Source organism: Vibrio sp. THAF64 (assembly GCF_009363455.1).
Classification (GTDB): Bacteria; Pseudomonadota; Gammaproteobacteria; order Enterobacterales; family Vibrionaceae; genus Vibrio; species Vibrio coralliilyticus.
In genome coordinates, this window is record NZ_CP045356.1 from 358,574 (window position 1) to 384,576 (window position 26,003).

Here is a 26,003-nt window from a genome sequence, read left to right on the forward strand (position 1 = left end):
TCTATTACAGTAACTCTACAGACTGCTGGGCGATAACAAATTCTTCGTTGGTAGGAATCACCATAGCCACAGCGTCGAGTATGTCAGACTTAGCGATGATGCCAGCGCTGCCGAAGCGTGCATCTTCATTCCCTTTTTCGTCTTCAATGAAACCAAGTAGCTTGAGGTTATTCAGGATTTCTCGACGGATAGGTAACGAGTTTTCACCTATGCCGCCAGTAAAGATGATCGCATCTAACGATTCAAGAGGAATAAGATAAGAGCCGATGTACTTAGCGACGCGATAAGTGAAGACTTCAAAAGCCAGTTTGGCGCCTTCGTGGCCATTTTCCATTGCTTCCAAAATGCCGCGAGCGTCAGAAGTTAAGCCAGACACACCAAGGAAACCAGACTTCTTATTCAACGTTTCGAAGACTTTTTCCTGACTCCAGCCCTTCTTCATCAAAAACTCGATAATACCTGGATCTAGGTCACCAGAGCGTGTACCCATCATCAAGCCAGCCAGTGGCGTAAAGCCCATCGATGTATCGACAGATTGTCCATTACTGATTGCACAAACAGATGCACCATTACCTAAATGCACAGAGATAAAGCTGGATTGCTCAACAGGTTTACCTAACATTTTAGCCGCTTCACGACTGACGAAGTAATGACTGGTGCCGTGGAAACCATATCGGCGGATGCCGTATTCCTTGTACAGTTCGTTTGAAATCGCACCAGTAAACGCCTTTTGAGGCATTGTTTGGTGAAACGCTGTGTCAAAGACAGCAAACTGAGGAAGGCTCGGGAACGCTTGCATTGAAGCTCTGATTCCCTTTGCGCCTGCTGGGTTGTGGAGCGGTGCCAAGTCAGACAAGGTTTCAATTTCAGCCAAGACTTCGTCGTCGATACGAACTGTTGAAGTGAACTTTTCGCCACCGTGCACGATACGATGTCCCACAGCAACCAGATCCTGAGTAAAACCTAATGACTCCATCAGGCCAACAATTCGGTTAATCGCGTGTTGATGGTGGTTGTCTGGAGCAGTGATGGCCTCCTCTGTTTTCTCACCCTTATATTTCCAGCCGATTACCGCTTCGGAGAGGCCAAAGCATTCCCCTAATCCAGTTATGACAGCCTCACCAGTGACGGAATCGATAACCGCGAATTTAAGAGAAGAACTACCAGAGTTGATAACCAGCACAAACGAGTTAGACATGGAGTGTATATCCTGTTTCAGACCGAATTTTGAAAGCAAAATGCTTTTTGTTGTGTGCTTTACATTATTCAATATTTTTTTAATGATTCAACTTTATTTTAGTCACAACCTCAATCGAAACGATTTTTTGTTGATCTAACGCAATCTGCGATTTAATTCGAGCAATGAATTTATTGTCAGTTTTATAAATATGCGATCCAGACCTACACTAAACTCTAACAAATAAACGTTATGAAATAAGCGAACTGTGTTTCTATGGTTTAAATCGTGTCGGCGTTAGCAATTTTTCTGGTTATATCAGGCATCATCATTTTATTAGCGGGATACATTCCAGCTAACAAAATTTGTCGAAAGATAAAACACGTAGGCTGGCAGGTACTGAGTTACCTTATCATCGGGTTTGTTGTCGGCTATACCTTTGTTTTAGGTTCAATTTTCGCCAATCCAGACGTCACACCCGTCTTGTTTAGCTTATGTATTATTCTGTTTAGCGGCAGCGTATTCGTGTACATGGTCACCACTTATAGCTTGCAAAGTATTGAGCAACTTCACTTACTTGCTGATGAGGAAAAACACAATGCACTGCATGACTCGTTGACCGCCCTACCAAACCGAAAGCACTGTATTGAAACCATCGAACTACTTATCGAATCAAACAAGCCCTTTGATCTGATGCTGCTTGATATCGTCAACTTCAAGCAAGTTAACGACGGGATGGGTCATTTTTGCGGGGACCAGCTACTCATTCAGATTGGCCAACGAATTTCCTCGCTGCTTAAAAAGGAAGACTTTATTGCTCGTATTGGTGGCGATGAATTTGTCATCATATGCCTTGATAGTAATGAAGCCAGCGCAAAAGCACTCGCAAAGGAGATTGACGTCGAACTGCGCAAACCATTCGCCATTGACGGATTTGAACTTAGTACAGGTGCCGTCATAGGTTTGAGCGAATTTCCACGGCACGGAGACGATGCAGAACAAGTCATCCATGCCGCAGACGTAGCGATGTATTGGGCGAAAAAATCAGGCCATTTAGTGGCATGCTACGACGATAAAATGAGTCAGGGGGCAAAACGTAAGTTACGTATTGCGAGGGAAATAGATGCCGCTCTGCTACACGATGAGTTTTGCGTTTATTATCAGCCAATCCTATGTGGAACGAATGCGTTTGTCTGCGGTTATGAAGCCTTGATACGCTGGCTAAAGCCAGATGGCACGCTAGTCAGCCCTGTAGAATTCATTCCCGTTGCCGAACAAAGCAACAAAATCACATCTATTACCAGTTGGGTGCTTGATCAAGTCTCGGCGGATATTGAAAAACTCAAAAAGAATGGAATTGACTGCCCTGTTCACGTCAATCTATCAGCCAAAGACTTAATGGGGAACAACCTCAAGCGTCAGTTGGAAAAGCTGATTCAGATTTATCCTGATATTACCGAAACACTCATCTTAGAAATCACAGAAAGCACGGCGATTAATCGATTGAGAAGCCCAGAAAAATTGCTAGAAAGCCTGAAAAATCTTGGATTTAAAATCAGCTTAGATGATTTTGGTACTGGTTACTCTTCTCTGTCACTGTTACGTGATTTGCCTGTTGATCAAATCAAGATTGACCGTTCATTCCTATATCAATTGGAAACGAATCAGCGTAATGGCTCTATTGTCTCTAATGCCATCGCGCTGGCACATGGTTTAGGCTATACCGTCGTTGCTGAGGGTGTTGAAGATGAGCGAGTATTGAACATGCTTAGACATTATGGCTGCGACTATATTCAAGGCTTTTTCTACAGCCCTGCACTGAAGATTGATGAAGCTATCCGTTGGACACAGAAGCATAATCCCCCCCAAATTGTCGAATTGGCTAAACAGCCTTAACAAACCATTCGAGCTGAAGTAGAACATAGACACCTTGCCAACTACCAATGCCTCCAAAAAGACGTTGGCTTCCCAACAGCAGAGGTTAAGTCTTAGATACTAATGGATAAGTAGTATCTTCATACTGTTGCGCTTTGTGATGACTTATTTACTAAGTAAACAGCTTATGGCTATTAGGTATCATTTTCATGATTGAATCGTCGAATTTATCACTGAGCAATTTCCACTCGATATCACCAAATTACGACCAATAACCCCCATCCATGAGTAACAAAATGTATCTATAAAAAATACAAATATAAAAAAATATAACGGTATCAATTTATTGTTATTTAAGGTTTTTCTTTCCCTCTAACTTTTTATTTTATTTTTTGAAGAACCAAGGAACTTTCACAGTAGAGTCTTTCGCATCGTGTATTCACGAGCAAACATCAAGCCAACTAACTGGCTAAATAATATGGACTTTATTATGAAAAAAACGATTTTAGCTGTTGCAATCGCTTCCCTATCTGCCACGTCTTACGCTGTTGAGCTATACAACAACGATGGCACCACTTTCGCTATTGGCGGTCACGTTTCTGTGAACGTTAACGGCTCTGAGCAAGGTCACACTGACGTAGGCACAAACTCTCCACGTATCAACTTTAACGCTACTCAGGACATCGGCCACGGCTTCACAGCAGACGCAAAAGGTGAATGGGCGCTTAACTACCTAGATGGTGGCGATCAGACATTTACTACTCGTCTTGGCTATGTGGGTATCACTCATGAAGAACTAGGTCGTGGTGTTGTAGGTACTCAGTGGGCGCCGTACTATGACGTCGCTGGTGTGGCTGATATGCCAATCGCGTTCGCTAACGAATTTATCTACGACGATCACGGAATCCTTGGTACTGGCCGTGCTGACAAGATGGTGAGCTACCGTAACGGTTTTGATTTCGGCGAGATGGGTAGCCTGTCATTCGGTCTAGGTTGGCAGGGTTCAAAAGACGAGACTAACGAAGAAACTAGCGTAAAGACGGTATACGATGACCGTGGTCAGATTGCTTTGACTTACGCTATCGCTGATTTCGGCTTAGGTTACACATTTAACACTGGTGATTTCACCACAGGCACTTCAACAAAAGAAACGGCAGAATCTCACCTAGTTTCTGTTAAGTACGGTACTTACGGTAACGGCCTATACCTAGCGGGTGTTTACGGTTCAAATGAATACATGAACTACAACGGCTCAACTCCGCTTGTAGAAAGTGACGCATACGAAGCACTGGCATCTTACGCATTCGAAAACAGCCTTAACCTAATCGTGAACTACGAACAAGTTGAAGGTAAAGAAACTAAAGGTGGTTCAACGGTGACTGCACGTGAAGAAATGGCGCTACAAGCTGAATACAACTTCACACCTAAGTTCATTGGTTACACGGCGTACCAATTCGACCTGAAAGACGAAACAGGCTACAACTCTGATGACAAATGGGTTATCGGTGCTCGTTACTACCTGTAACTCTTAGAAAAACTGTCCTATTCCTGGCGTAGAATACGCATGCCAGTTTTTGCTCACTCCCGTCGGAGTGAGCTTTTTCCGTTTCTGACGCTAAAAAGTTTGGCGTAAGGATCATAAAGTAGTACAACTGAATAGAGATGTTTCAGCGCTCGCAACGCTATCTGTGGCAGAGGTACACCATGAATATAGGCTCCGTGGCAAAGCTCACCGGATTATCCAGTAAATCCATTCGTTTGTATGAAGAAAAAGGCGTCATTACTCCCCCAACTCGCAGTGATGCGGGTTATCGCGAATATGGCGAGCAGCACGTTCAGGAGCTTAATCTGGTTTCCCGAGCAAAAAATGCCGGGTTTTCATTAGCAGAATGCAAAGAGTTTGTGGAGTTAGCTCATAACCCAAAACGCAAAAGCAGCGAAGTAAAAGCCAAAGCTCAGGAGAAGCTCAAAGAAGTTGAATTAAAAATTCGAGAGCTACGTGAAATAGAGAAACAACTAAAAGGTTGGGTTAATGCCTGCCCCGGTGATGAAAATAGCGATTGTCCGATCATAGAAGACCTGACCAAGTAAAGCTCACAAACGGCTGTTGTTTTTCTTAACCTTTTCAACAACCCATCATGAAGTACATCCTCAGATCATGTAACATTGAAAGACTACACAGTTACTTCGGATGTCTTCATGGAAGCAGAATTACTGGAAATAAAGAATTTCCTCTCTCAGCACCCACCTTTTGATGAGCTCGAAGATGAAGTGCTCAACTTCGTTACCAAGCATGTTGAAATTTCTTATTTTCGTGAGGATACGCCAGTCATCCACTTTGGCGACGAAATCCACGATTTGTACATGGTTCGCAGTGGTGTTGTTGAAGTTTATCGGCGCAAAGGTGAACTCTACAACCGGCTGGATGAAGGTGCGCTGTTCGGGCAAATGGGCCTGCTCACCAATAACAAAGTACGCTTTCCAGCCAAAGCGACCAAAGATACGTTGGTGTACTGCATTCCTGAAGCGGTTTTCCAGGAGCTCTACGACAATCACGAGACCTTTGCAGATTTTGTTGAAGTTGAAGATACCGCACGACTTCGCCAAGCCGTTTCAAGCACCAATGAGCAAAATGATCTGACCACATCCAAAGTACGCACGCTCCTCACCGGTGACGCTCCATTTTTGGAAAAGACAGAAACCATTCAGAATGCAGCGATCAAAATGGCTGAGGAGAATGTCTCTTCACTATTGATCATCGATCCCGACATTCTTGAAGACAACGAAGAAGACAACTCACCACTTGTCGGCATCATCACCGACCGAGATCTGTGCACCCGAGTGTTGGCTGAAGGTCTTGATGCTAACGATGAAGTGTCCAGCGTGATGACAACTGAGGTCATTTCCCTTGACCATAATGCGTACGTTTACGAAGCGATGCTTACCATGCTGCGTTACAACGTACATCACCTTCCTGTTTTAAAAGACAAGAAGCCTATTGGCATCATCGAAGCAACGGACATCGTCCGCTACGAATCCCAAAACTCTCTACTCTTGGTAAGCAGTATCTTCCAGCAGCAATCGATTGAAGAGCTTGCGTCATTGTCAGAACAGGTAAAAGACAGCTTCGTACGATTGGTCAACGAAGATGCGAACTCTCACATGGTCGGCAGTGCCATGTCGGTGATTGGTAAGAGCTTTAAACAACGAATTATTGAACTGGCCGAAGAAGAACTGGGCGAACCCCCTATCCCATACTGCTTTCTCGCTTTAGGCTCTATGGGCCGAGACGAGCAAATTCTGGTCACCGATCAGGATAACGCCATCATTCTCGATAACTCCTATGTCAAGGAAGAGCACGACGACTATTTCTCAGCGCTGGCAAAGAAAATCTGTGATGGATTAAACGAATGCGGTTACACCTATTGTACAGGTGATATCATGGCCACCAATCCAGAATGGCGAATGACCCGAAGCGAATGGGAAGAGTGTTTTGCCGACTGGATTGACGACCCGAACCCGAAGGCCCTATTAAATGCCTCCATCTTCTTTGACCTAGTAGGTGTATACGGACGCCTGAAATGGGCAGAACAACTCAATGGGTTTATTGTCAGACGTTCACGCAAAAATAATCGCTTCCTAGCCTGTCTGGCTCGTAACGCCATGAATCGAACTCCACCACTCGGTTTCTTCAAAGATTTTGTGATGGAGAAAGATGGTCAACATAAAAACTCTATTAACCTCAAGCGTCGCGGCACTGCACCACTTGCCGACTTAATTCGCGTTCACGCATTAGCGGTAGGATCTCGTTCTACCAACTCCTTTGAACGCTTAGATGATATTCACGAAGCCGGCATTTTACCTAAAGGCAAAGCACGCGACTTACGAGACGCGCTTGAGTTTATTTCCATGGTGCGAATTCGTCACCAAGCACTCGATGTAGAGAATCAGATCGAACCGGATAACAATATCGAACCGGAGAACTTATCTGATTTCGAACGACGCAACTTGAAAGATGCTTTCCAAATCCTGAGTAACGCACAGAATTTCCTTAAATTCCGTTACCAAGCCAGCAACAACTTTAAGTAGGTGAACGATGTTCAAAAATATGATGCGTGCACCAGCGATTGATTGGGAAAAGAAGTTTCAGGCGAAACAACAGACTAGCCGAAATGACTCACTCAAGCGTTACTACAGCGCTGGAGTTCCAAGTGCCGATACCAATCTGGAAGATGTGACCTTTCTAGCCATGGATTTTGAAACCACTGGTTTAGATTCAGAGCAAGATGACATCATCACCATTGGAACTGTGCCGTTTAATCTCAACAGGATCTTTATTAATCAAGCTCATCACTGGACGGTACGACCTCGTCAGCAACTGGCTGAAGAATCAGTGATCATTCATGGTATCACCCACAGTGATATTCTCGATGCACCGGACTTATCGGAAGTTTATGATCAAGTCTTGGAGCAGATGGCAGGCAAAATCATGGTGGTGCACTATCAGAGAATTGAGCGAGAGTTTTTTGATCGAGCACTCAAGGATCGAATTAATGAAGGGATTGAGTTTCCTGTCGTCGATACCATGCACCTTGAAACCCTCTACCAACAGCGCCTACACGGCGGAATACTAAATAAAGTGTTAGGTAAGAAGCCGGATTCAGTCCGGTTAGGCGCAAGCCGAGCGCGCTATGGTCTTCCTCCGTACACGCCACATCATGCCTTAACTGATGCGGTCGCCACGGCGGAGTTGTTACAGGCGCAAATCGCCTATCATTATGAACGGTCTACAAAACTCAATCAGATTTGGGTCTGATAAGAAGTAAATCGCGGATACAAAAAAGGGACGAAAATTCGTCCCTTTTTTTCAATTTTACCGTTTCGACTAACGATCGTATTTTTCAGTGCGCATACCCATCAATAGACTGACACACATCATCAACAATACAAAGGTGAACGGTAAGGCAGTTGAAATGGCACCCGCCTGAAGCGCCTGAACCGCTTCAGTACCGCCAACCCATAAAAGAGCAACTGCAATTGCACCTTCCATAAAGGCCCAGAATACACGCTGAAGTACAGGTGCATCGACTTTACCACCAGCAGTAATGCTATCGATAACCAGTGAGCCCGAGTCAGATGACGTGATAAAGAACACCAAAACCAGAATCACCGCGATGATTGATAGAACAGTACCAAAAGGCAGTACGTCAAACATCTGGAACATTGCTAGCGAAACATCCGTCAGCCCGTTTGCACCCAGCTCACCGATGTTGTTAACCACTTGGTCAATCGCAATACCGCCGAATACTGACATCCAAAGTAGCGTTACCGCAGTTGGTACCAACAGAACCGCTGTCATAAATTCACGTACTGTACGACCTTTAGATACGCGTGCGATGAACATACCCACGAATGGCGACCATGAGATCCACCACGCCCAGTAGAATACTGTCCAGCCTTGGAACCAAGCTTCATCTTGACGTCCATGAGGGTTACTTAGCGGGATGATATTCTCGACGTAAGCCATTAGTGTTGTGCCAATATTGCCAAACGCCACCGCATAACCAATCAGAGCAACCAGAATCAGTAGCAAGAATGCTACGATCATGTTGATGTTACTGATAACCTTTACACCACCATCAATACCACGAACTACTGATACGACAGCCAGTAAAGTTACAACCGTAATGACAACGATCTGTAGACCCATACCTGCATCTAGGCCAAATACATGATGGATGCCGCTCGCTGCCTGCTGTGCGCCCAAGCCAAGGGAAGTAGCAAGACCAAACAACGTCGCTAATACCGCTAAGATATCAACAATATGGCCAGCCCAACCCCAAGCACGGTCACCAAGAATTGGATAGAAAATAGAACGGATAGAAAGCGGCAAACCTTTGTTGTAAGCAAAGAACGCTAGAGACAGAGCAACTACACCATAAATAGCCCAAGGGTGAAGGCCCCAGTGGTACATCGTTGCGCCCATCGCCAGTTTCGCAGCTTCGGGTGTGTTGGCTTCAACACCTAACGGTGTTTCAAACCAGCCTGTGTAGTAAGCAACTGGCTCAGCAACACTCCAGAACATCAGACCGATACCCATGCCCGCAGCAAAAAGCATCGATAGCCAAGAGATGAATGAGTAATCAGCCGTCGCATCTTGACCACCAAGACGTATTTTACCCAATGGGCTTACGATTAACGCGAGACAAAAAACAACAAAAATGTTTCCAGACCAGATAAATAGCCAGTCAAAGCTCCCGATAATTTGAAACTTCAAGCCATCCAGCAACGATTTTGCAGACTGCGCATCCATAACCAGCACTGCAAATAGGAATAATCCGATGAATCCGGCACTCACGCCAAATACGGGGTTATGAACATCAAACCCCCACTTCTGTACATTATCTTGTCCGATGGTGTAATCGGTACTATCGATACTGTACTTGTCTATACCTTTAGTCATCTTTCCTCTCTTGATGAATATTCTTCCCTAATCAAGTCTTCAGATAGAAAAATCGTTAGTGATAAAAACAATTTAATCTATATCAAGACTTGATCGACTCAACACCATTGTACGCCTAGATACAGATCATTCCAGTAAATCACTATTATTTGACCACTTTTTGGACGAATACGAATTCAAGAGCCTACTATTCACACAACAATCAACTATCTCTCACCCCATATTCATTTTGACTTCTAAACATTTGAGAACATCACATTTACACAAAAAAGTTTCTTCTCAAATCTCATAACTATTCATTCCCTCACTAATATGAGAAATAAGTATGATATTTATGAGTTTTCAGGCTTCATTTCGAGGGAATTTTCATGTATTTTCTCGCCTCCAAACGCTTCGCTCATTAAGGATTAACATTGGAAAAGCACGAAGAAGTTCTTATCTCTATTCGACAGATTATCCGCGCCATCGATCTGCACTCGAAAAGACTAAGTAAAGAGTCTGGGTTAACAGGCCCGCAACTGATTCTAATGCGCTCAATAAGAGAGCTTGGAGAAGTGACGATTCGAGAGCTTTCTAACCATACTAATATGAGTCAAGCGACTGCAACGACAATATTGGATCGCTTAGAGCGCCAAGAGCTGGTCAAGCGTGTACGCAGCGTTCAAGATAAGCGAAAGGTTCACGCACACCTTACAGAAAAAGGGCTGGCAGTCCTCGACCAAGCGCCAATGCCTTTGCAGCAAAACTTCATCAATAAGTTTCAGCGACTGGAAGAATGGGAACAATCACTGCTTCTTTCTTCGGTGCAACGTATCTCCTCAATGATGAATGCTGAGGATATCGATGTAGCACCTGTACTTGAGCTAGGAAGTATTACTAAGCCAGAATAACCACCCGCACCAGAATTGATTTAGCAACACTTTAGGCTTACTTTTTATAAAGGCGTAAAGGACAGCCAAAGGTGTTGCATGGTGAAAAACGAGACGCTTCAGACCCGACAGAGTGATGCTATCCTCGACATCAGACAACAGAAACAAGTTCTGAAGTTCATCGCCGCTATCACGCTCATTTTCTTTGTTCCACTCGGAATCAAAAATCTTCTCATAGGTGAAACCATGCTCGGCGCTGTATTGCTAGCGTTTGAGATTACCTTGCTTCTTGAAATTGCTGCCATTATCTATAACAAGGTCGGCCTCTTCGGGCATTTTATCCCTTTGGCTCTTCTCGTTACCTCAATCATTATGGCAGTGAACATCTTTGGCACATTGGCCACTTACTGGGTGTTTCCCATCATCATTAGCATTGTATTTCTTCTGCCAGCTCGCACTGCCACTATTGCTAATATCGTGGTATGTCTGGGTTGCACCATTGCCGTATTACCTCATCAGGAATTATCGGAAACCTCTCGCTATGCATTTTCCTTACTCGCGACCGCGGTCATTGTCCATGTGGTTGTGAAAGCGGTCAGACAGCTACAAACCGACCTTCGCTACTTGTTAGTAAGGGATCCTATGACCGGCGCTTACAACAGACACCAATTACAGAGCTCACTTGAGAACATTCGCCAGCTCTATACAACCTCGTCAATAGCGCTTATTGATATCGACAAATTTAAAACGATTAATGACCTCTATGGGCACGATGTCGGTGACCAAGTCATTACGCAGGTGGTAAAAATTATTGATGCCGAAACCGAACACTCAACCATGTTGTTTCGTTTAGGGGGCGATGAGTTTCTTTTGTTGTTCCCTCAAGCCGATCAATATGCCGTTGAATCTTCAATGGAAGCAATCAACCGCGCCGTCAAAGAGAGCGATTATCCACAAGAAGCCAAAGTGACCCTCAGTTCAGGAGTGGCGGAGTCCCAACCCTTTGAAACTATCGAAGATTGGGTCAAACGCGCTGACATTGCACTTTACCAATCAAAAAGCCTGGGGCGCGACCGTGTTTCACTGTTTTCCCAACCAGATCGTGTGGACAATGACAATCAGAGCACTTATCAGCGCGCGTCTCGCTAATTAGTTGAATATGGGCAGTTGTCGAGCTTCTTTGACCTGTCGAATTGCCAAGTGTGTATGGATATCCTTAACATTTTCTAAGCGCTGGATTTTACGTGTAAAGGCTTCGTACCCAGCCAGATCATGACTGACAACTTCCAAAAGGTAATCATAAGCACCAGACACAACGTGGCAACTCACCACTTCCTCCATATCCCGAACAGCTTGCTCGAAGTCATCGATAGAAGAGGCTTGGTGGTTACTTAGGCTGACCTCGACAAATACCGTCATCCCAACCCCAACCTTATCTTTACTTAAGCTTGCACGGTAACTGGCGATCACTCCCTCTTCTTCAAGCCGTTTAATCCTTCGAGCACAAGGGGAAGGTGACAAACCGACTTTGTCGGCAATATCTGCTGTCGACTGACGGGCATCCTTTTGTAACAACATCAAGATGTGTTGATCGATCCTATCCATGGTTCACGCCTCTAAATAGCAACTTTCATTTATAAGTTAGCTGATTCAGCTAATACTCATATTGTTATTAGTTAACTTTGCCATATTTGGTCTTAAGAAACGACTCATAATTACTAACACCAAATTAATATACTAACAACGTTATGATCTCAGGTTACTTGGCAATGGCTGCTACACTGCTGCTCTGGTCTGGCTTTTTTCTTTCACTTCGTGGTGGCGCACATTCGGAGCTCACGACAGCAGATATCGCATTGGCTCGATTTCTCATCCCTTGTATCGTGCTGCTCCCTTTGGTACTTAAATCAATAAAACTCATTCAAAAAGTACCGAAGCGCTACATGCTAGGGATGTTTGTTGGCTGTGGTTTGCCTTATTTGTTTGTTGCTGGGACAGGCATGCAGCTGGCGCCAGTTTCCGACGGCAGCGCGTTAATACCGGGCACACTGCCACTTTTCGTGTCAGGCATTGCGGTAGTGCTATTTCGACAACCGTTAAGCTCTCACCGTATTTTGGGACTTATGCTAGTGCTCGGTGGCATCGCCGCTTTTCTCTTTCAGGGCTTTGGACACTCTGGCAATGGCTTATTGACCGGATACGTTCTGTTCCTGTTGGGGAGCATGATGTGGGCAACGTTTACTATTAGCGCGCGAGTTTCTAATCTGAACCCTTTAGTTGCTGCGGGAGTTATTTCGTTACTCTCGACACTTGGATTAATCACCCTTATCGCCAGTGGCATGCTCAAGAGTCATTTAATCGCGACCAGTGTGGCCGACTGGCCATGGAAAGAACTCGCTGGTCATATCACCCTACAAGGCATTGGTGCGGGTCTGGTTGCTGCATTTACCTATTTACATGCGATTTCAGTATTGGGCGCTGAACGCACCGCTGCGTTTGGTGCTGCAACGCCCGCGATAGCGACGTTACTTGCTATCCCTGTGTTCAATGAACAGCCCACCTTATTGGGATGGTTTGCGCTTGGAATGGTGTGTGTTGGCAGCTTGATCGCCAGTAATATATTTATGAAGCAAGACACTTCTCTGCTGTATCAGCCGCCAAAATTTAAATGATTCGAGGGATCAGCGTTAAACTGGGAACGAGAACACACAGAACGTAAATCTGGCGCGCAAGAGCTTTGTTCTCCATTTTGATAAGGAAGGGAGAAGCGATAAACATAGAAACTAGAACGTGCAGTGCCATATTAGTGACAAACTGTTCGAGTATGAGCGTAAACAGCAACCAAATCCCGATCTGTAGGCGGGAGATACGAATTTTAATTCCTAGCCCTACTATAAAGACTGACGCTGCAAGCGAAGAAATCATCAACAAAACTACTTTTTGATATTAATTATCATTTGCAACAAATACTAGTGGGAATCATTATCAAAAACAACTGATTTTTTGTTGTTACACGCAGAGTCCGGTATAGTCTGCAGCGAAATTTCTTTGCTCGGATGACCATTTTGAAAACCCCATGTATCGCTGCATGCAAAAATAATGGTGGAATATGTAGCGGTTGCCATCGAACCATTGATGAAATCGTCAACTGGCGTCACCTTTCAGATGATGAAAGAGACACCGTTATGGATGCGCTTCAAGGAAGCACCACAAGCCATACCTGCCCTTCCTGTGGTGAGCCAGCCCAATGCGACATCAGCGCGGGTAAAAACACCTGCTGGTGTTTTTCTCTCGAAAAGCGAGATACATCTTCTCTCCCGTCCAATGAATCTTGCTTGTGTAGAAAGTGCCTCAACCAACTACCTCTAGAATAATTATTCGTTCAGTAGCCTCTCAAAATTTGGATTAGTTTATCTAATCCAAATCATAGAAATTAATCTTGCTTAAGATCACACTTTTCAATTGCACGCAAACCAATCTCCTTCTAATATTCTGCGCCTAAACCATCCATTTTTTCTTTATTTAGTTAGGGTTGCATTACACAGCACCTGTGGTTTCGTGCGCTTTAAATTTAGGTATGTCTGAAAATGTCCGCATCATCTCAAGTTATCAAACTGACATTTTTAATTGCAATACTGACCGCGGTAGGTCAGATGACTCAAACCATGTATGTGCCGTCTATCGGTCATATGGCAGATGAGTTTCTTGTGTCACCCGCTGCACTTCAGGCAGTCATGGCGTGTTATCTAATACCATACGGTTTTTCTCAATTTTTCTATGGCCCGCTATCCGATCGTTTAGGCCGGAAACCGATTATTATTGCTGGTTTGCTGATCTATATTGTCGGTGCAATCGTTGCTCTGTTTGCACAACAATTCGAGTGGTTTCTTGCTGGCAGCTTTATCCAGGGACTGGGAATTGGCAGCGGTGGCGCTATGTCGAGAACCCTAACACGAGATGTCTTTTCGGGCAGAGAGCTTCATCAAGTGAACAGCTTGATCAGTATGTGCGTGATTTTTTCTCCACTATTAGCCCCTGTTCTTGGGGGATATCTGACCGAAACCTTAGGCTGGCGCTCTAGCTACATGTTCTTGGCATTGTTTAGCATCGCAGTGGTGATCACCATGATGACCCGATTCGAAGAAACCTTGCCTAAAGCGAGTCGACGCAATGAGTCTGCACTACGTAGCTATGGCTTTGTGCTCTCCAACAAAAGGTTTCAGGGTTATTTAATGTGCCTCGTGGCAACATTCTCTGGTGTGGCCATCTTTGAAGCCGCCGCAGGCGTTCTACTTGGTGGTGTGTTAAAGCTACCAGCAACGACGGTGAGTATGTTATTTGTTTTGCCTATTCCTGGTTACCTCGTCGGCGCTGCGCTGTCTAGCGTCATTGCATCTAGAAGAAGCGAGAAACTTTCGATGATGTTTGGTTTGCTAGCCATCGTACTTGGCTCACTCATTGTACTTGTGCCAGGACTAATGGGACAAACCTCCGCGATGACGTTGGTTGGCGGGGCGACTATCTATTTTTTGGGGGCTGGCGTTCTATTCCCTGCTGCAACCACGGGTGCCTTGTCACCTTTTCCATACCATGCGGGAACCGGAGGAGCCATTCTGGGCGGTATGCAGAATTTAGGTGCAGGCTTAGCCACCCTAGCCGCCTCAGTCATCCCATCGCATGACCAGATGCCAGTGGGTGCATTAATGTTACTCATGTCATTGCTGGCGTTGCTCGGGCTGATTCGTGTATATCACAAGCGCGATCCTTCCAATGAAATGCCTTTGGCAGTCTAACCAGCATAAAAAAGGAGCATGAACTGCTCCTTTTTTATTTAGTCTGATTCGGTTAAGACCAATTAGCCGTTACCATTTTTTCATTATCCTGCCGACCAGATTAGGATGATAAGCCCAGCTGTGGTCAAACATAGACATCAGATCAGGATTGCCATATTTGGATAAGCTAATAGCATGAAAACGGTTCTTACGCTTTTTAAGCTTAGCGACTTTCGCCAGCATTTCATCCGATTGCTTGGGCGCGATAAAGTCAGAAATCACTACCATATCGGCATTTTTGTATCTATCGCCACCCATTAAGTCGATAGACTTCATTAGCACTGGCTCTAAGTCTGTTCCGCCATGAAAACTGTATGTGAGAAAGTCACTCGCTTCTCGTAAACCATCTTGTCTCGTCAGCTCATAGGTGATTTGTTCCGTAGAGAACAAAATAACAAAGCAGTCGCGATCTTCCGCCAGTGCAATCTGCATTAGCGCATACGCCATTGCTTTCGCGCATTGTTCAGGGAAGCCGCTCATCGAGCCTGAAGCATCCACACAAACAATAAAAGGCCCCTTTTCAACATCGACTTGTTTGTTATCTGGCCTATGCGCCTTGACCTTGCGCAACGTACGAGACTTACCCTGCATACGATAATTCATTAAACGTTTATCAACTAAATGCTTATAGAACACGACTTCCAACTCAGGGTAAGCCAAAAACATGGTTTCGTTAGGTAGCAGCTTGTTAAGATCATCGCTTTCATGAATACCAACAATGTCGTCTGTCGCTTCGTCTGACTTTTCCTCGACCATTTGTAGCTCTTCAGCTGGCGCACGATTTAAATCTGGGTCATCAACCTGACCTGCCATGCGGCCCAGCTTTTCCGCGATTTCCTGCAGCCCTTGATTCTTTTTCAGAAACTCAGCATGGCGCTTCATCACGGACAAATCTGTTTTACTCAGCTTAGCCGCTGCCATGTCCCATAAGCGGCCAACGCTGTTTTCATCCCCTTCTTCAGTGACTTTATCCATGTTTTTCATGGTTTCCATTCGCTGATAGAGATCTTTCAAAGCCTTTTCTTTGCTTGCTTCTAGCTCTGTTACCTGAGCCTGACGAATCGCCTCAGATAGGCTTTGATACCACTGATCACAGAAGTAATGTGGGAACATCGGGTTGTTCACCCCTTTGTTCTTTTCCATCAAGCGGCGAGCTTGGAGATAGAATGCTGAGTGCCATTCAAGCTTCTTGATAATATCGGGGATCTGTTCAAAGAATGTTGCTTCATCCCAATGAATGACTTCTTGATAAAGTGCAAGTTCTTGCTGAAATCGCTCTGTTTCACAAACCTTGGTTATGCGTTTTTTTACGCTACCTCGCCACTTAAGCAGATGGTTTTTAACTTTCGTTTTCATCCCTCTGTTTTCAGTGATCGCCATGACTTGAGAACGAGCCATTAGGTCGTTGACCGCAGAGTCTATGATCCCTGAGTCTGCAATCATTAACGCTAGGTTTAAACCGTCAGCTCCTAACATTCATCGCTCCTTTAAGAGAAGAATTGATTTAGGTTTCTAAAACGGAGAACCGTGCGCTCGCATTCGGTTTTTGTCGATTCCAGAACATGCTGAATGTGCTGGAGGCTGGCTTCCATCGCGCGAGGTAAGTCTTGGTCAATAAAACTATGTGGGAGAGCGCCATGAAAGTTAGAACGTACTTTAAGCAGATGATGCTCGGCGTGTTCAAGCTGAGCCAAAGCCTGCTCTGACTTAGTCAGCCAACTTTGATACAGACCGTCGTCGAGACCTTTCCGCGTAACAACAGAAACCAATACCGCGCGATTAGCGATGTCTTTAATGACGAGATTATTGCCAGCATCAATATCAAAACGTAAACGGCACATATTGGTGTTCTGATTCACATACCCGTACACATCTCCATGGCCTTCTTTAATCACGCGCTCCAGTTCATTCTTCGGAACGTAAACCCAGCGGCTGTCGCCTTTCTCAGATTCAGACACTGACATATTGCTTTGCAGTAGCACCAGTTTGACTAGATCAAAGGCGCTACCCACTTTATAGCTTTTTGCATCCGATATGTCATAGCTATGGATTTGTTTCTTTAACAAGCCCGTGGTCGATTCCATAGACAACATAATACCAAATTCAGACTCTAATTCTTCCTGAACTTCCGCTAACTCCTCACGGCATAAGCTGATCTGTTGCTCCACTTCTTGTTGGTCAAAAGCCTGTTTAAGAGCAAACTCTTTCACGACTCGCTGCACCACTTCTCTTGACTCAGGGCTGTTCCATAAGCAGTCTTGCAACAGCAAGAGATCGAGTGGATTGACGCTATCGCGACCATTAAAATAGGCACTTGCTTTAAGCAACTTAACGGCTTTTTTCCAACGGCGGTCTGAGACATACATATCGGTATCAGAGACATCAACACCCATCCCTTCGGTCGCTGATTGCTCTAGCATTTCTTTGAGCTCATAAAGTTTTTCAAATACTTCGTCGCTCAGTTCAAGTTTTTCAAGCTCAGATTGCCACAAATGATACTCTTCATCAGTAATTGCCAAGCCTTCAGGGATTTGTGCTTCCTGCGGCGTACCTACTGTCAGCATCGATTTAAAGTTTTGTTTGTTCTGAATGCGATTAACAAAGATGCGGACTAACATTCGGTCATATAGCGCTTCCAGACCACTGTCTTCATCCGGCAGTTCATTAGATGCTGACACCAACAGACGCATTGGAACACGCTCTACATCACTACCATTTTTGAAGGTCTTTTCATTCACCACCGTCAAAAGCGTGTTGAGAATCGCAGGGCCAGCCTTCCAAATCTCATCCAAGAAGACGACTTGAGCCGTCGGCAAATACCCTTCTGTCAGGCGTAAATAGCGTCCATTATCCTTAAGTTCTTGAATGCTCAGAGGTCCGAACACCTCTTCAGGTGTTGAAAAACGAGTCATCAAGTATTCAAAATAGGAAGAATTGTCGAATGCTTGGATAAGGCGTTTCGCAATGAGGCTTTTTGCGATGCCCGGAGGGCCTAAGAGGAAAACACTTTCACCCGCCAAAGCCGCGAGCAAACACATTTTGATGGTATCTTCACGCTCGTAGACACCATCGGATAAGGCATGAGCCAGTTTGTTAATTCGTTCAGAGAGCAACGCTTTTTGCGAGTGGGAGACTCTGGTAGGGCTAATCATTCTGCGCTCCTCTGACTTCGACCAGAACTGAATATATGTATACTTTTATACATTTGTTATCATTTTGTTACAAGTGCATTTTTTAGTTTTGACCCATCTTTATAACAGAAGCCAGTTTCACGTAACTTGTTGAAATCAAAGTTTGCAATTTTGGGAGACAAGTCACTGGGAGAGTGTCTCATATTTGAGTCACACCCCTTATTAACCTTTTATTCACTATTTGTAGGCTGTAATGTAAGGCCGCATCTCAATTAATGAGTCACGTTAAGAATACTATGGACACACCTTTGAATATTCTACACACTTGGAAGGGTATCTCCCTTCAGGAAGAGCAAACCACACTACCTAATGGTAAAACCATTACTCACACCACGATTTCTCACCCTGGCGCAGCCGTCATATTACCGATAGAAAATAATGGCAATATTATTGTAATTAATCAGTACCGCCCTTCTCTCAAAAAATGGCTACTTGAATTACCGGCTGGTACGATTGAACCTAACGAACCTGTTGAGCTCTGTGCAGTAAGAGAATTAGCAGAAGAGACTGGTTACAGCGCAGAAACCATGATATCTCTAGGGCAAGTCACACCTTTGGCTGGGTTTTGCGACGAGATTCAATATCTGTTTGTCGCAAAAGGCCTGTCCGAGGTAACAAGATTTAATTGCGACGATGATGAAGTCATTGAGGTGTTGTCTCTGCCTGTTAGCGAAATCGAACAAAAGATTATCGAAGGCGAAATCACCGATGCCAAAACGATCGCATGTTTAAGTAAAGCAAAACTGTGTGGATACATATAGGAGAAAGCACATGGATTTCCGTTCGGATACCGTCACCAAACCCACCCAAGCAATGAGACAAGCCATGGCTGACGCGTTAGTCGGTGATGACGTATACGGTGACGACCCGACCGTTAATGAATTAGAAGCGTGGGTTGCAGAGCGCCACGGGTTTGAAGCAGCGCTTTTTACCACATCGGGCACACAGGCAAATTTGCTTGGTTTGATGTCACATTGCGACCGTGGTGACGAATACCTGTGTGGCCAGCAGGCCCACAACTACAAATACGAAGCTGGCGGTGCCGCCGTGTTAGGATCTATTCAACCGCAACCCATCGAAAATAACCCAGATGGTACCCTTGATTTCGACAAACTAAGAGCAGCAATCAAACCAGATGATAGCCATTTTGCTCGAACTAAACTATTAAGCTTAGAGAACACCATCAATGGTAAAGTGCTTCCACTGTCTTACCTCGCACAAGCCCGAGAGTTTGTTGATCAACACGGCCTATCACTCCATCTAGACGGAGCTCGTGCATACAATGCAGCTGTTGCACTCAATGTTGATATTCGAGAAATCGCAAAGCACTTTGACTCGATGACAATCTGCCTGTCAAAAGGCCTTTCTGCACCTATCGGCTCATTACTTCTTGGCAGCAAAGCTTATATCGCTAAGGCTCGCCGATTACGCAAAATGGTCGGTGGTGGTATGCGTCAGGCTGGCATTCTGGCTGCTGCAGGTAAACTGGCGTTGACCGAACAAGTCGAACAGCTGAAAGTTGACCATGCCAACGCAAAACTGCTAGCCACAGAACTGAGTCAACTTCCAGGTTTCCACGTCAACCCTGAGTTCGTTCAGACTAATATTGTATTTGCTAAGCTGGACGACAACGTTGATATCCACGCTATTGCAAATAAATTGAGCGAAGATGGCATTACCGTTTCGCCAGGAAACCCAATACGCTTTGTGACTCATAAAGACGTTTCTGAGACTGACATTAAGTTGCTTGTTGAAAAGCTGAAAGCGTATTTGTAGTTTTAGGCACTACTCAATTTAGAAGCCAGTCACATAAGTGGCTGGCTTTTTCTATAGGTGAGAACATACAAATAAGATTGCTTTCCGTAAAGTACCGAACGATATTATTGTGTCGGATTCTCAGTAAGCAATAAAAAGAATAGTGTTTATCAACATATCCTGAAAACAAACCTGCTAGTACGAAGAACATCTTATATGAAAAATTATCTTATCACTTGTGCGACAGGCGGAATCGCATCTAGCTTAGCTCTCGAGCTCGCTCAAGAGCATTCACTTTTTTTGGCCGCAAGAAATATTTCTAAACTAGATGATATTGTCTCTAGCCATGAGTTTCAGCACCCCGTACAAACGAGTGCACTCGATTTCTTCAGTCCCAGTTCCATTGATGAATGTGCTTTAGCAATCAAAGACTCTGATAAGTTTGATGGTGTGGTGTTCTTTATCCCAAGAATCCCACCTTCCAAAGAAGTGTTTCCTGACGATGAAAAGTGGCAAAAGTATTTCAATAACTACTTTATTTCGCCCCTGCGTTTGCTTCGTCAGATTGTCGAGCAAGATAAGTTGAAGGAGAGAGCTTCCATCGTTTTCGTTTCAGGAATCAGCTCCAAAGCCGCACTTCCACACTACTCAATAAACAATTGCTTACGCAGCGCTTGGGTCGGACAAGCGAAAACCATGGCGTTGTCACTGGCCGAGAAAGGTATATCCGTTAATACCCTCTCCCTTGGTGGTGTAATGACTCAAAGCTATACGCAGAAGATGGAGCAAAAAGCTCTCGACCAGAATCTATCGTTTGAAGAACTGATGGAGAACGAAGTGTCTAATATCCCACTTAGAAAATACGCATCGGTAACAGATGTCATTGATGGTATTTTAGCGCTGCTCGGGCCCATCGCTAACCACATGACAGGTCAAAACATCGTGCTGGACGGCGGTTTTAATCGAGCTTATTGACCCCTTCAATATCGTTCCATAGGCTTCGAGTTACTCAACTATTCAAATCAGCGAGAAACATAAATCGTTCTCGCTGACTCACACTTCAAGCTTGCTTAATCCACAAGAAGGACGAACACGTCATGATGTGCCCTACTCAAATTAAATAAAACTGCCACTATGCCATGTTATTTTATGATGATTTACAGTTAATGACTGGCCAAGAACCGTCGAACAAATCAAACTACAAGCAGTTTAATACAGTCATTTAGCAACACCATTAAGCTATTAATAAGTTTAAAGTTAAATAGACCTATTTCTTTGATGTCTATTAAGCTATATAACCACTCCGCCAAAGCCGTCAAAACTCCACCATCCATTTTTAACAATATTAGCGAGAATAATAGAGCTTTAATTCTATTTCGGACTGCCACCTAGTTTAGGGAAAGTCCAATAATCAATTATGAAATAATATTAATTGCCACCATTAGTTCCATATTGAAAAATTGCCTTTTTAACCTTTTTTAAAGCCCTTCTAGATTAAATTAGTCTGCTAAATAAGTTCCCATTGAAATTATTTTCAGGCTTGAACATAGGGTTGAATTAAAGGAAAAGAACAATGGATAAGAATAAAAGTCGTCAGTTTGGTAAGAGAGGCATACTGAAACCTCTATCTTTAGTGATTGCACTCAGTCTAGGTACGGCCAGTGTCAATGTGCAGGCGGCTCCCTCTGCAGCAGCATTAGACTGGAACATGACCAGTGTAAAAAGCCAATCATTTGTTGAGATTAACGGAGAAGCAGGCCAACAGTCATACAAGAAAACCGTGGTGAGGCATGAACAAGTTACCTTTCCTGTTGAGTGGGATGTTTGGTACAACGGTGGGACGCCAGCAACCGAGTGGCAAGTCAGGCTTAACAATGAAGTGATCTTTTCTGCCCCAATTAATGGTCCTACAGGATCTGCTTTTTCTGGAGATACGCAAGTACAGATAGATGAAGCAGGCCAATATGATATGACTGTCAACATATGTGATGCTGACGGGGAGTGTTCGACTTCTCCCGTGCACCAAATTACGGTGACGGATACTGACGGCAAAGGCATGGCACCGCTGGTTATGAATGTCGACAGCAATAACCAATCTTTCCCTCCACAACCAGACGGCACAGTTGTGGGTACCTATTTTGTCGAATGGAGCCAGTATGATCGCAAATTCACGGTTGATAACATTCCAGCCGACAATCTGACACACATCATCTACGGATTTGTGCCTATCTGTGGTCCAAATGAATCATTAACCGATCAAAACTCGCAAAGAGCACTTCAACTAGCTTGTGGCGATTCTCAAGACTACGAAGTCGTCGTTCATGATCAATGGGGCGCTTTTGGCTCTAGCCTACCAGGCACTGCCGATTCTTCGATTAAAGGAACATACGGTCAGATGATGGCATTAAAACAACGCTACCCTGATCTGAAAATTCTCCCGTCTATCGGTGGTTGGACGCTGTCCGACCCCTTCTTCGGATTCACCGACAAAAAGAATCGCGATACCTTCGTCGCATCTGTCAAAGAATTCCTTCTTACTTGGAAGTTCTATGACGGCGTTGACATTGACTGGGAATACCCTGGTGGTACAGGAGCAAACCCAGACTTAGGTGACCCAGAAAAAGATGGCCAAGCGTACGTTGATTTGATGAAAGAGCTACGCCAAATGCTTGATACTCTGTCCGCTGAAACTGGGAGAACGTATGAGCTGACCTCAGCTATTGGGGCGGGATGGGATAAAATCGAAGACGTACACTACCCAGATGCAACTCAGTACATGGATTACCTCTTTGTCATGACTTATGACTTCTACGGGGCGTGGGATAACAACCTTGGTCATCAAGCTGCTCTATACTGTGGTTCGCACATCACAGCAGCTCAGTGTGAAGGAACATTAACACCTGATGACGGCCCAGAATACACTACGGATAACGGCGTAAAAGAACTGCTCAAGCAAGGTGTATCTCCAAGCAAGCTCGTATTAGGTGCTGCAATGTATGGTCGCGGCTGGAGCGGTGTCACTCGAGATAGTATGACGGATACATCCAATCCTATTACTGGCGTTGGCAACGGCCCAATTGTTGGCAGCTGGGAGGCTGGCGTGATCGACTACAAAGACATCGTCACGGACTACCTAGGTAAATCTGGTGTTGAACAATTCTACGACGAGCCAGCAAAAGCTCCTTACCTCTATAAAGAGTCTACCGGTGAAGTGATCACCTATGATGATGCTCGTTCTGTTGAAGCAAAAGCAGCTTATGTGCGCTCTCAAGGGTTTGCGGGCTTGTTCTCATGGGAGATCGATGGAGACAACGGCGATATCCTCAATGCCATGCAACGTGGGCTACTTGAAGGTGGAGAGCCGGGCAACCAACCGCCAGTCGCCGACGCGGGTGATGACATCGTTGTCAACACTGCTCAAGTTGTTCAGCTTGATGGTTCAGGCTCGCGTGACAATGATGGCAGTATCGTTTCCTACAAATGGGAACAGATTGCCGGCAATGATCTTAACATCGGCGATGCAGACAAAGCTGTTGCAACTGTTTCTATTCCGGATACAGGCGCAAATGACACCTATAGCTTTAAACTAACTGTGAAGGATGATGAAAATGCAACCTCATATGACACAGTTAACGTCAAAGCCGAATTTGGCAGCGAGCCAGAAAACACACCACCTGTCGCTGATATCAGTGGTCCTACTCAAGCGGAAGCTGGCGACAATGTTGTTTTAGATGCATCAGGTAGCTCTGATGCAGACGGTGACAACTTAACCTATAGCTGGTCTTCCTCTGACGTTACGCTTAATGAGAATGGCAACAGTGCAAGCTTTATTGCCCCTGAGTTTACGCAAGATACCAATGTTCTAGTTTCAGTGACTGTTTCTGATGGAACTGACTCTGACACTGCAAGTCTCTCAATTCTTGTCAAAGCCAAAGGTGATGGTGGTAACCCGGGAGAATACCCTCAATATGTTGAAGGTACTGCATATGAGGCTGGTGACCGCGTAACTAACGCAGGAAACAGCTACGAGTGTAAACCTCACCCATACACAGGATGGTGTGCAGGAGAAGCATGGGCCTACGCACCGGGTACAGGGCTTTACTGGGACCAAGCCTGGACCGAACTATAATTCACTAGATCCAAAACACCCCGCCAGTGCGGGGTGTTTTTTAAGTGCGGTAAAAACCTGAGTCCTATTATACCTAATTTTAGACCACAGTTTAGAAGCTACTCCTATATTACGCATCGGACAACTCTCTAATCTTACTTTGCCATTCAATACACCGAGTGCGAGCCTCCGCCGCCCCCTTTAGAAAGAACCAATGATTCCTGAATGATAACTGAAAACATATCAATAATTGATGGTGTTGAAGGTTATATTCATCTCCAATTATATCCACACATTTTGCAATACTTTTTAATGGTTTTTTATCGATTGAGCAATTGCTCTATATAATCACACCCACTATATTGAACACCGTTTTATTGTGTATCTGGCGCATGGAGATCGCTAGATTTATTCAGAGGGAAGCTTTTTAAGTAAGAAGTTATGTCTAAACTAAAATCAGCTCTGGCAGTATCTATTCTTTCACTCTCTTTTGGCACAACTGCTGATGAAACTAAGTCTTTTATTGAGTTTGGCTACACAAATATTGACGCTGGTACAGCCGATGGTAATGGCCTTAACATCAAAGGTGGTACTGGTCTTCATAAGAACGTTGATTTCATCGCTGCGTTCTACCACGCAAGCTCTAGCGAGAACATTAATGGTGTCGGTTACAATGCAGACCTATTTAATTACACAGGTGGTATTCGCCTAAAAACGGCTTTCCAAGTAAATGAGTATTTATCAGTAGAACCATTCTTACCTCTTGGCATGATGTACTCAACCGGTGATGTTTTATCTAACGGCTACACACAATCAGCAAATAGCGTAATTCCATACTACGGTCTGGGTACTTCAGTTATTGTTAAGGATGAAGTGTATTTCAACCTTGAGTTTCTAAGGTACGACTACGAACACGGTATACACGGTAGCGTTGTATACGCAGATCCTACACAAGTTAGCCTTAGCTTCGGTTTCCGGTTCTAAACGATAGCAATGATGAAGAAATCACTAGTATTACTCGCCCTACTGTCTGTGTATGGCTAAACATTAGCTCAACCGATAGTTCAACCACTGATAAAGATGATCTGGATAAAGACAACCTTCCAGACATTGGTATTAAGGATATTCCTTACGTAGATCAATAAGATAATGGTTACGGTATTATTGAGCATACTCCAATTACTGACGTAACTAAGCCAGAAACAAATCCAATCAATAGGTTTGTTTCTGGCGAAACTGACAGTAACACCGTATGGCTACATGAGCCAATCAACGGATTTGTAAAGCTTAAACAGTTAGAGCTTTCACCATGCCCCCCCCTTAATAATCTGGAGGTTACACGGTTATGTACTTACTTTTTTGAGAGGAATAAAAGTTATGCTAAGTTCGATATAGCACCTTTACTACATGCCAACCAAATTTGGTTTTCACTAAGTGTGGTACTAGCGTTTCTCCGCTAAAGCAGACTTTATCGAACTGAGGAACCATCTGACCTTTGCGAAACTCACCTAAATCACCACCCTTTTTACCAGATGGACATGTGGAGTATTTTTTTGCCAGAGTCTGAAACTTCGCACCTTTCTTCAACTGCTTGATGATGTCTTCAGCCTGTTCTTTATGCTTTACCAAAATGTGTAAAGCTGCCGCTGTATTTGCCATGTCAAAATCTCAATGTATTGGGCCTATCTGAGGGCGCATATTGTAACGAAATAGCACGGAATCACCATCCTATT

22 protein-coding genes are annotated in these 26,003 nt (G+C 44.4%); 15 read left to right on the forward strand and 7 right to left on the reverse strand.

The features are described from left to right. Positions 1–4: 4 nt before the first annotated feature. A complete protein-coding gene (locus tag FIU99_RS18170; RefSeq protein WP_095664349.1) occupies positions 5–1,198 on the reverse strand; it encodes an acetate/propionate family kinase in 1,194 nt (397 codons plus the stop codon). A gap of 267 nt (positions 1,199–1,465) precedes the next feature. Between FIU99_RS18170 and FIU99_RS18175 the strand changes: the two genes are divergently transcribed. The 5 genes from FIU99_RS18175 to FIU99_RS18195 all read left to right on the forward strand — a co-directional run bounded on the left by FIU99_RS18175 (position 1,466) and on the right by FIU99_RS18195 (position 7,868). Further along, positions 1,466–3,073 (forward strand): bifunctional diguanylate cyclase/phosphodiesterase, encoded by a 1,608-nt coding sequence (locus FIU99_RS18175; RefSeq protein ID WP_006960799.1) that lies wholly within the window; start codon positions 1,466–1,468, stop codon positions 3,071–3,073. 469 nt (positions 3,074–3,542) lie between these two features. Then, positions 3,543–4,577, forward strand: coding sequence for a porin (locus tag FIU99_RS18180; RefSeq protein ID WP_006960798.1), 1,035 nt, complete (start codon positions 3,543–3,545; stop codon positions 4,575–4,577). A gap of 179 nt (positions 4,578–4,756) precedes the next feature. Continuing rightward, positions 4,757–5,143, forward strand: coding sequence for a Cu(I)-responsive transcriptional regulator (gene cueR, locus FIU99_RS18185; RefSeq protein WP_006960797.1), 387 nt, complete (start codon positions 4,757–4,759; stop codon positions 5,141–5,143). A 108-nt stretch (positions 5,144–5,251) separates the two neighbouring features. Further along, positions 5,252–7,141 (forward strand): DUF294 nucleotidyltransferase-like domain-containing protein, encoded by a 1,890-nt coding sequence (locus FIU99_RS18190; RefSeq protein WP_006960796.1) that lies wholly within the window; start codon positions 5,252–5,254, stop codon positions 7,139–7,141. Positions 7,142–7,148: 7 nt separating this feature from the next. Beyond that, entirely contained in the window at positions 7,149–7,868 is a 720-nt protein-coding gene (locus FIU99_RS18195) for a 3'-5' exonuclease (protein ID WP_006960795.1), read from the forward strand. A gap of 69 nt (positions 7,869–7,937) precedes the next feature. Here the strand turns inward: FIU99_RS18195 and FIU99_RS18200 are convergent, their stop codons facing one another. Further along, positions 7,938–9,515: a BCCT family transporter gene (locus tag FIU99_RS18200; protein ID WP_006960794.1), complete on the reverse strand. Its 1,578-nt coding sequence runs from the start codon at positions 9,513–9,515 to the stop codon at positions 7,938–7,940. A 413-nt stretch (positions 9,516–9,928) separates the two neighbouring features. On the opposite strand from FIU99_RS18200, the gene FIU99_RS18205 reads away from it, so the two are divergent. Together FIU99_RS18205 and FIU99_RS18210 are read left to right on the forward strand one after the other, a co-directional pair. Then, positions 9,929–10,405, forward strand: a complete 477-nt coding sequence (locus FIU99_RS18205; protein WP_006960793.1) for a MarR family winged helix-turn-helix transcriptional regulator — start codon at positions 9,929–9,931, stop codon at positions 10,403–10,405. A gap of 78 nt (positions 10,406–10,483) precedes the next feature. Further along, entirely contained in the window at positions 10,484–11,533 is a 1,050-nt protein-coding gene (locus tag FIU99_RS18210) for a GGDEF domain-containing protein (RefSeq protein WP_006960792.1), read from the forward strand. Here the strand turns inward: FIU99_RS18210 and FIU99_RS18215 are convergent, their stop codons facing one another. After that, positions 11,534–11,989: an Lrp/AsnC family transcriptional regulator gene (locus tag FIU99_RS18215; protein WP_006960791.1), complete on the reverse strand. Its 456-nt coding sequence runs from the start codon at positions 11,987–11,989 to the stop codon at positions 11,534–11,536. It lies immediately after the preceding gene. Between the two features lie 143 nt (positions 11,990–12,132). Here FIU99_RS18215 and FIU99_RS18220 point away from each other — a divergent pair, with 143 nt between their 5' ends. After that, positions 12,133–13,056 (forward strand): DMT family transporter, encoded by a 924-nt coding sequence (locus tag FIU99_RS18220; protein ID WP_201765499.1) that lies wholly within the window; start codon positions 12,133–12,135, stop codon positions 13,054–13,056. Here the strand turns inward: FIU99_RS18220 and FIU99_RS18225 are convergent. After that, positions 13,049–13,309, reverse strand: a complete 261-nt coding sequence (locus FIU99_RS18225) for a hypothetical protein (RefSeq protein WP_019275165.1) — start codon at positions 13,307–13,309, stop codon at positions 13,049–13,051. The genes FIU99_RS18220 and FIU99_RS18225 overlap by 8 nt on opposite strands. A 140-nt stretch (positions 13,310–13,449) precedes the next feature. On the opposite strand from FIU99_RS18225, the gene FIU99_RS18230 reads away from it, so the two are divergent. Together FIU99_RS18230 and emrD are read left to right on the forward strand one after the other, a co-directional pair. Further along, the gene (locus tag FIU99_RS18230; RefSeq protein ID WP_080555938.1) at positions 13,450–13,758 is read left to right on the forward strand and encodes a cysteine-rich CWC family protein; all 309 of its coding nucleotides are present in this window, start codon (positions 13,450–13,452) and stop codon (positions 13,756–13,758) included. Positions 13,759–13,971: 213 nt separating this feature from the next. After that, positions 13,972–15,177: a multidrug efflux MFS transporter EmrD gene (gene emrD, locus FIU99_RS18235; RefSeq protein ID WP_006960787.1), complete on the forward strand. Its 1,206-nt coding sequence runs from the start codon at positions 13,972–13,974 to the stop codon at positions 15,175–15,177. 69 nt (positions 15,178–15,246) lie between these two features. Here the strand turns inward: emrD and viaA are convergent, their stop codons facing one another. Continuing rightward, positions 15,247–16,692 carry an ATPase RavA stimulator ViaA gene (gene viaA / locus FIU99_RS18240; protein WP_006960786.1) on the reverse strand — a complete coding sequence of 482 codons (1,446 nt, stop codon included), beginning with the start codon at positions 16,690–16,692 and terminating at the stop codon, positions 15,247–15,249. An 11-nt stretch (positions 16,693–16,703) separates the two neighbouring features. Beyond that, positions 16,704–18,368 (reverse strand): ATPase RavA domain-containing protein, encoded by a 1,665-nt coding sequence (locus tag FIU99_RS18245; protein WP_006960785.1) that lies wholly within the window; start codon positions 18,366–18,368, stop codon positions 16,704–16,706. A 275-nt stretch (positions 18,369–18,643) separates the two neighbouring features. On the opposite strand from FIU99_RS18245, the gene FIU99_RS18250 reads away from it, so the two are divergent. The 5 genes from FIU99_RS18250 (at position 18,644) to FIU99_RS18270 (ending at position 25,254) form a co-directional block, all read left to right on the forward strand. Beyond that, positions 18,644–19,168 carry an NUDIX hydrolase gene (locus tag FIU99_RS18250; RefSeq protein ID WP_006960784.1) on the forward strand — a complete coding sequence of 175 codons (525 nt, stop codon included), beginning with the start codon at positions 18,644–18,646 and terminating at the stop codon, positions 19,166–19,168. Between the two features lie 10 nt (positions 19,169–19,178). Then, on the forward strand, positions 19,179–20,183 hold the full coding sequence (gene ltaE / locus FIU99_RS18255) for a low-specificity L-threonine aldolase (RefSeq protein WP_006960783.1): 1,005 nt from the start codon (positions 19,179–19,181) through the stop codon (positions 20,181–20,183). A 195-nt stretch (positions 20,184–20,378) separates the two neighbouring features. After that, positions 20,379–21,137 (forward strand): SDR family oxidoreductase, encoded by a 759-nt coding sequence (locus FIU99_RS18260; RefSeq protein ID WP_006960782.1) that lies wholly within the window; start codon positions 20,379–20,381, stop codon positions 21,135–21,137. Positions 21,138–21,735: 598 nt separating this feature from the next. Further along, positions 21,736–24,291, forward strand: a complete 2,556-nt coding sequence (locus tag FIU99_RS18265; RefSeq protein WP_006960781.1) for a glycosyl hydrolase family 18 protein — start codon at positions 21,736–21,738, stop codon at positions 24,289–24,291. Between the two features lie 420 nt (positions 24,292–24,711). After that, a complete protein-coding gene (locus tag FIU99_RS18270; protein ID WP_006960780.1) occupies positions 24,712–25,254 on the forward strand; it encodes an outer membrane beta-barrel protein in 543 nt (180 codons plus the stop codon). 396 nt (positions 25,255–25,650) lie between these two features. Here the strand turns inward: FIU99_RS18270 and ppiC are convergent, their stop codons facing one another. Then, on the reverse strand, positions 25,651–25,929 hold the full coding sequence (ppiC, locus tag FIU99_RS18275) for a peptidylprolyl isomerase PpiC (protein WP_004745652.1): 279 nt from the start codon (positions 25,927–25,929) through the stop codon (positions 25,651–25,653). Between the last annotated feature and the right edge of the window lie 74 nt (positions 25,930–26,003).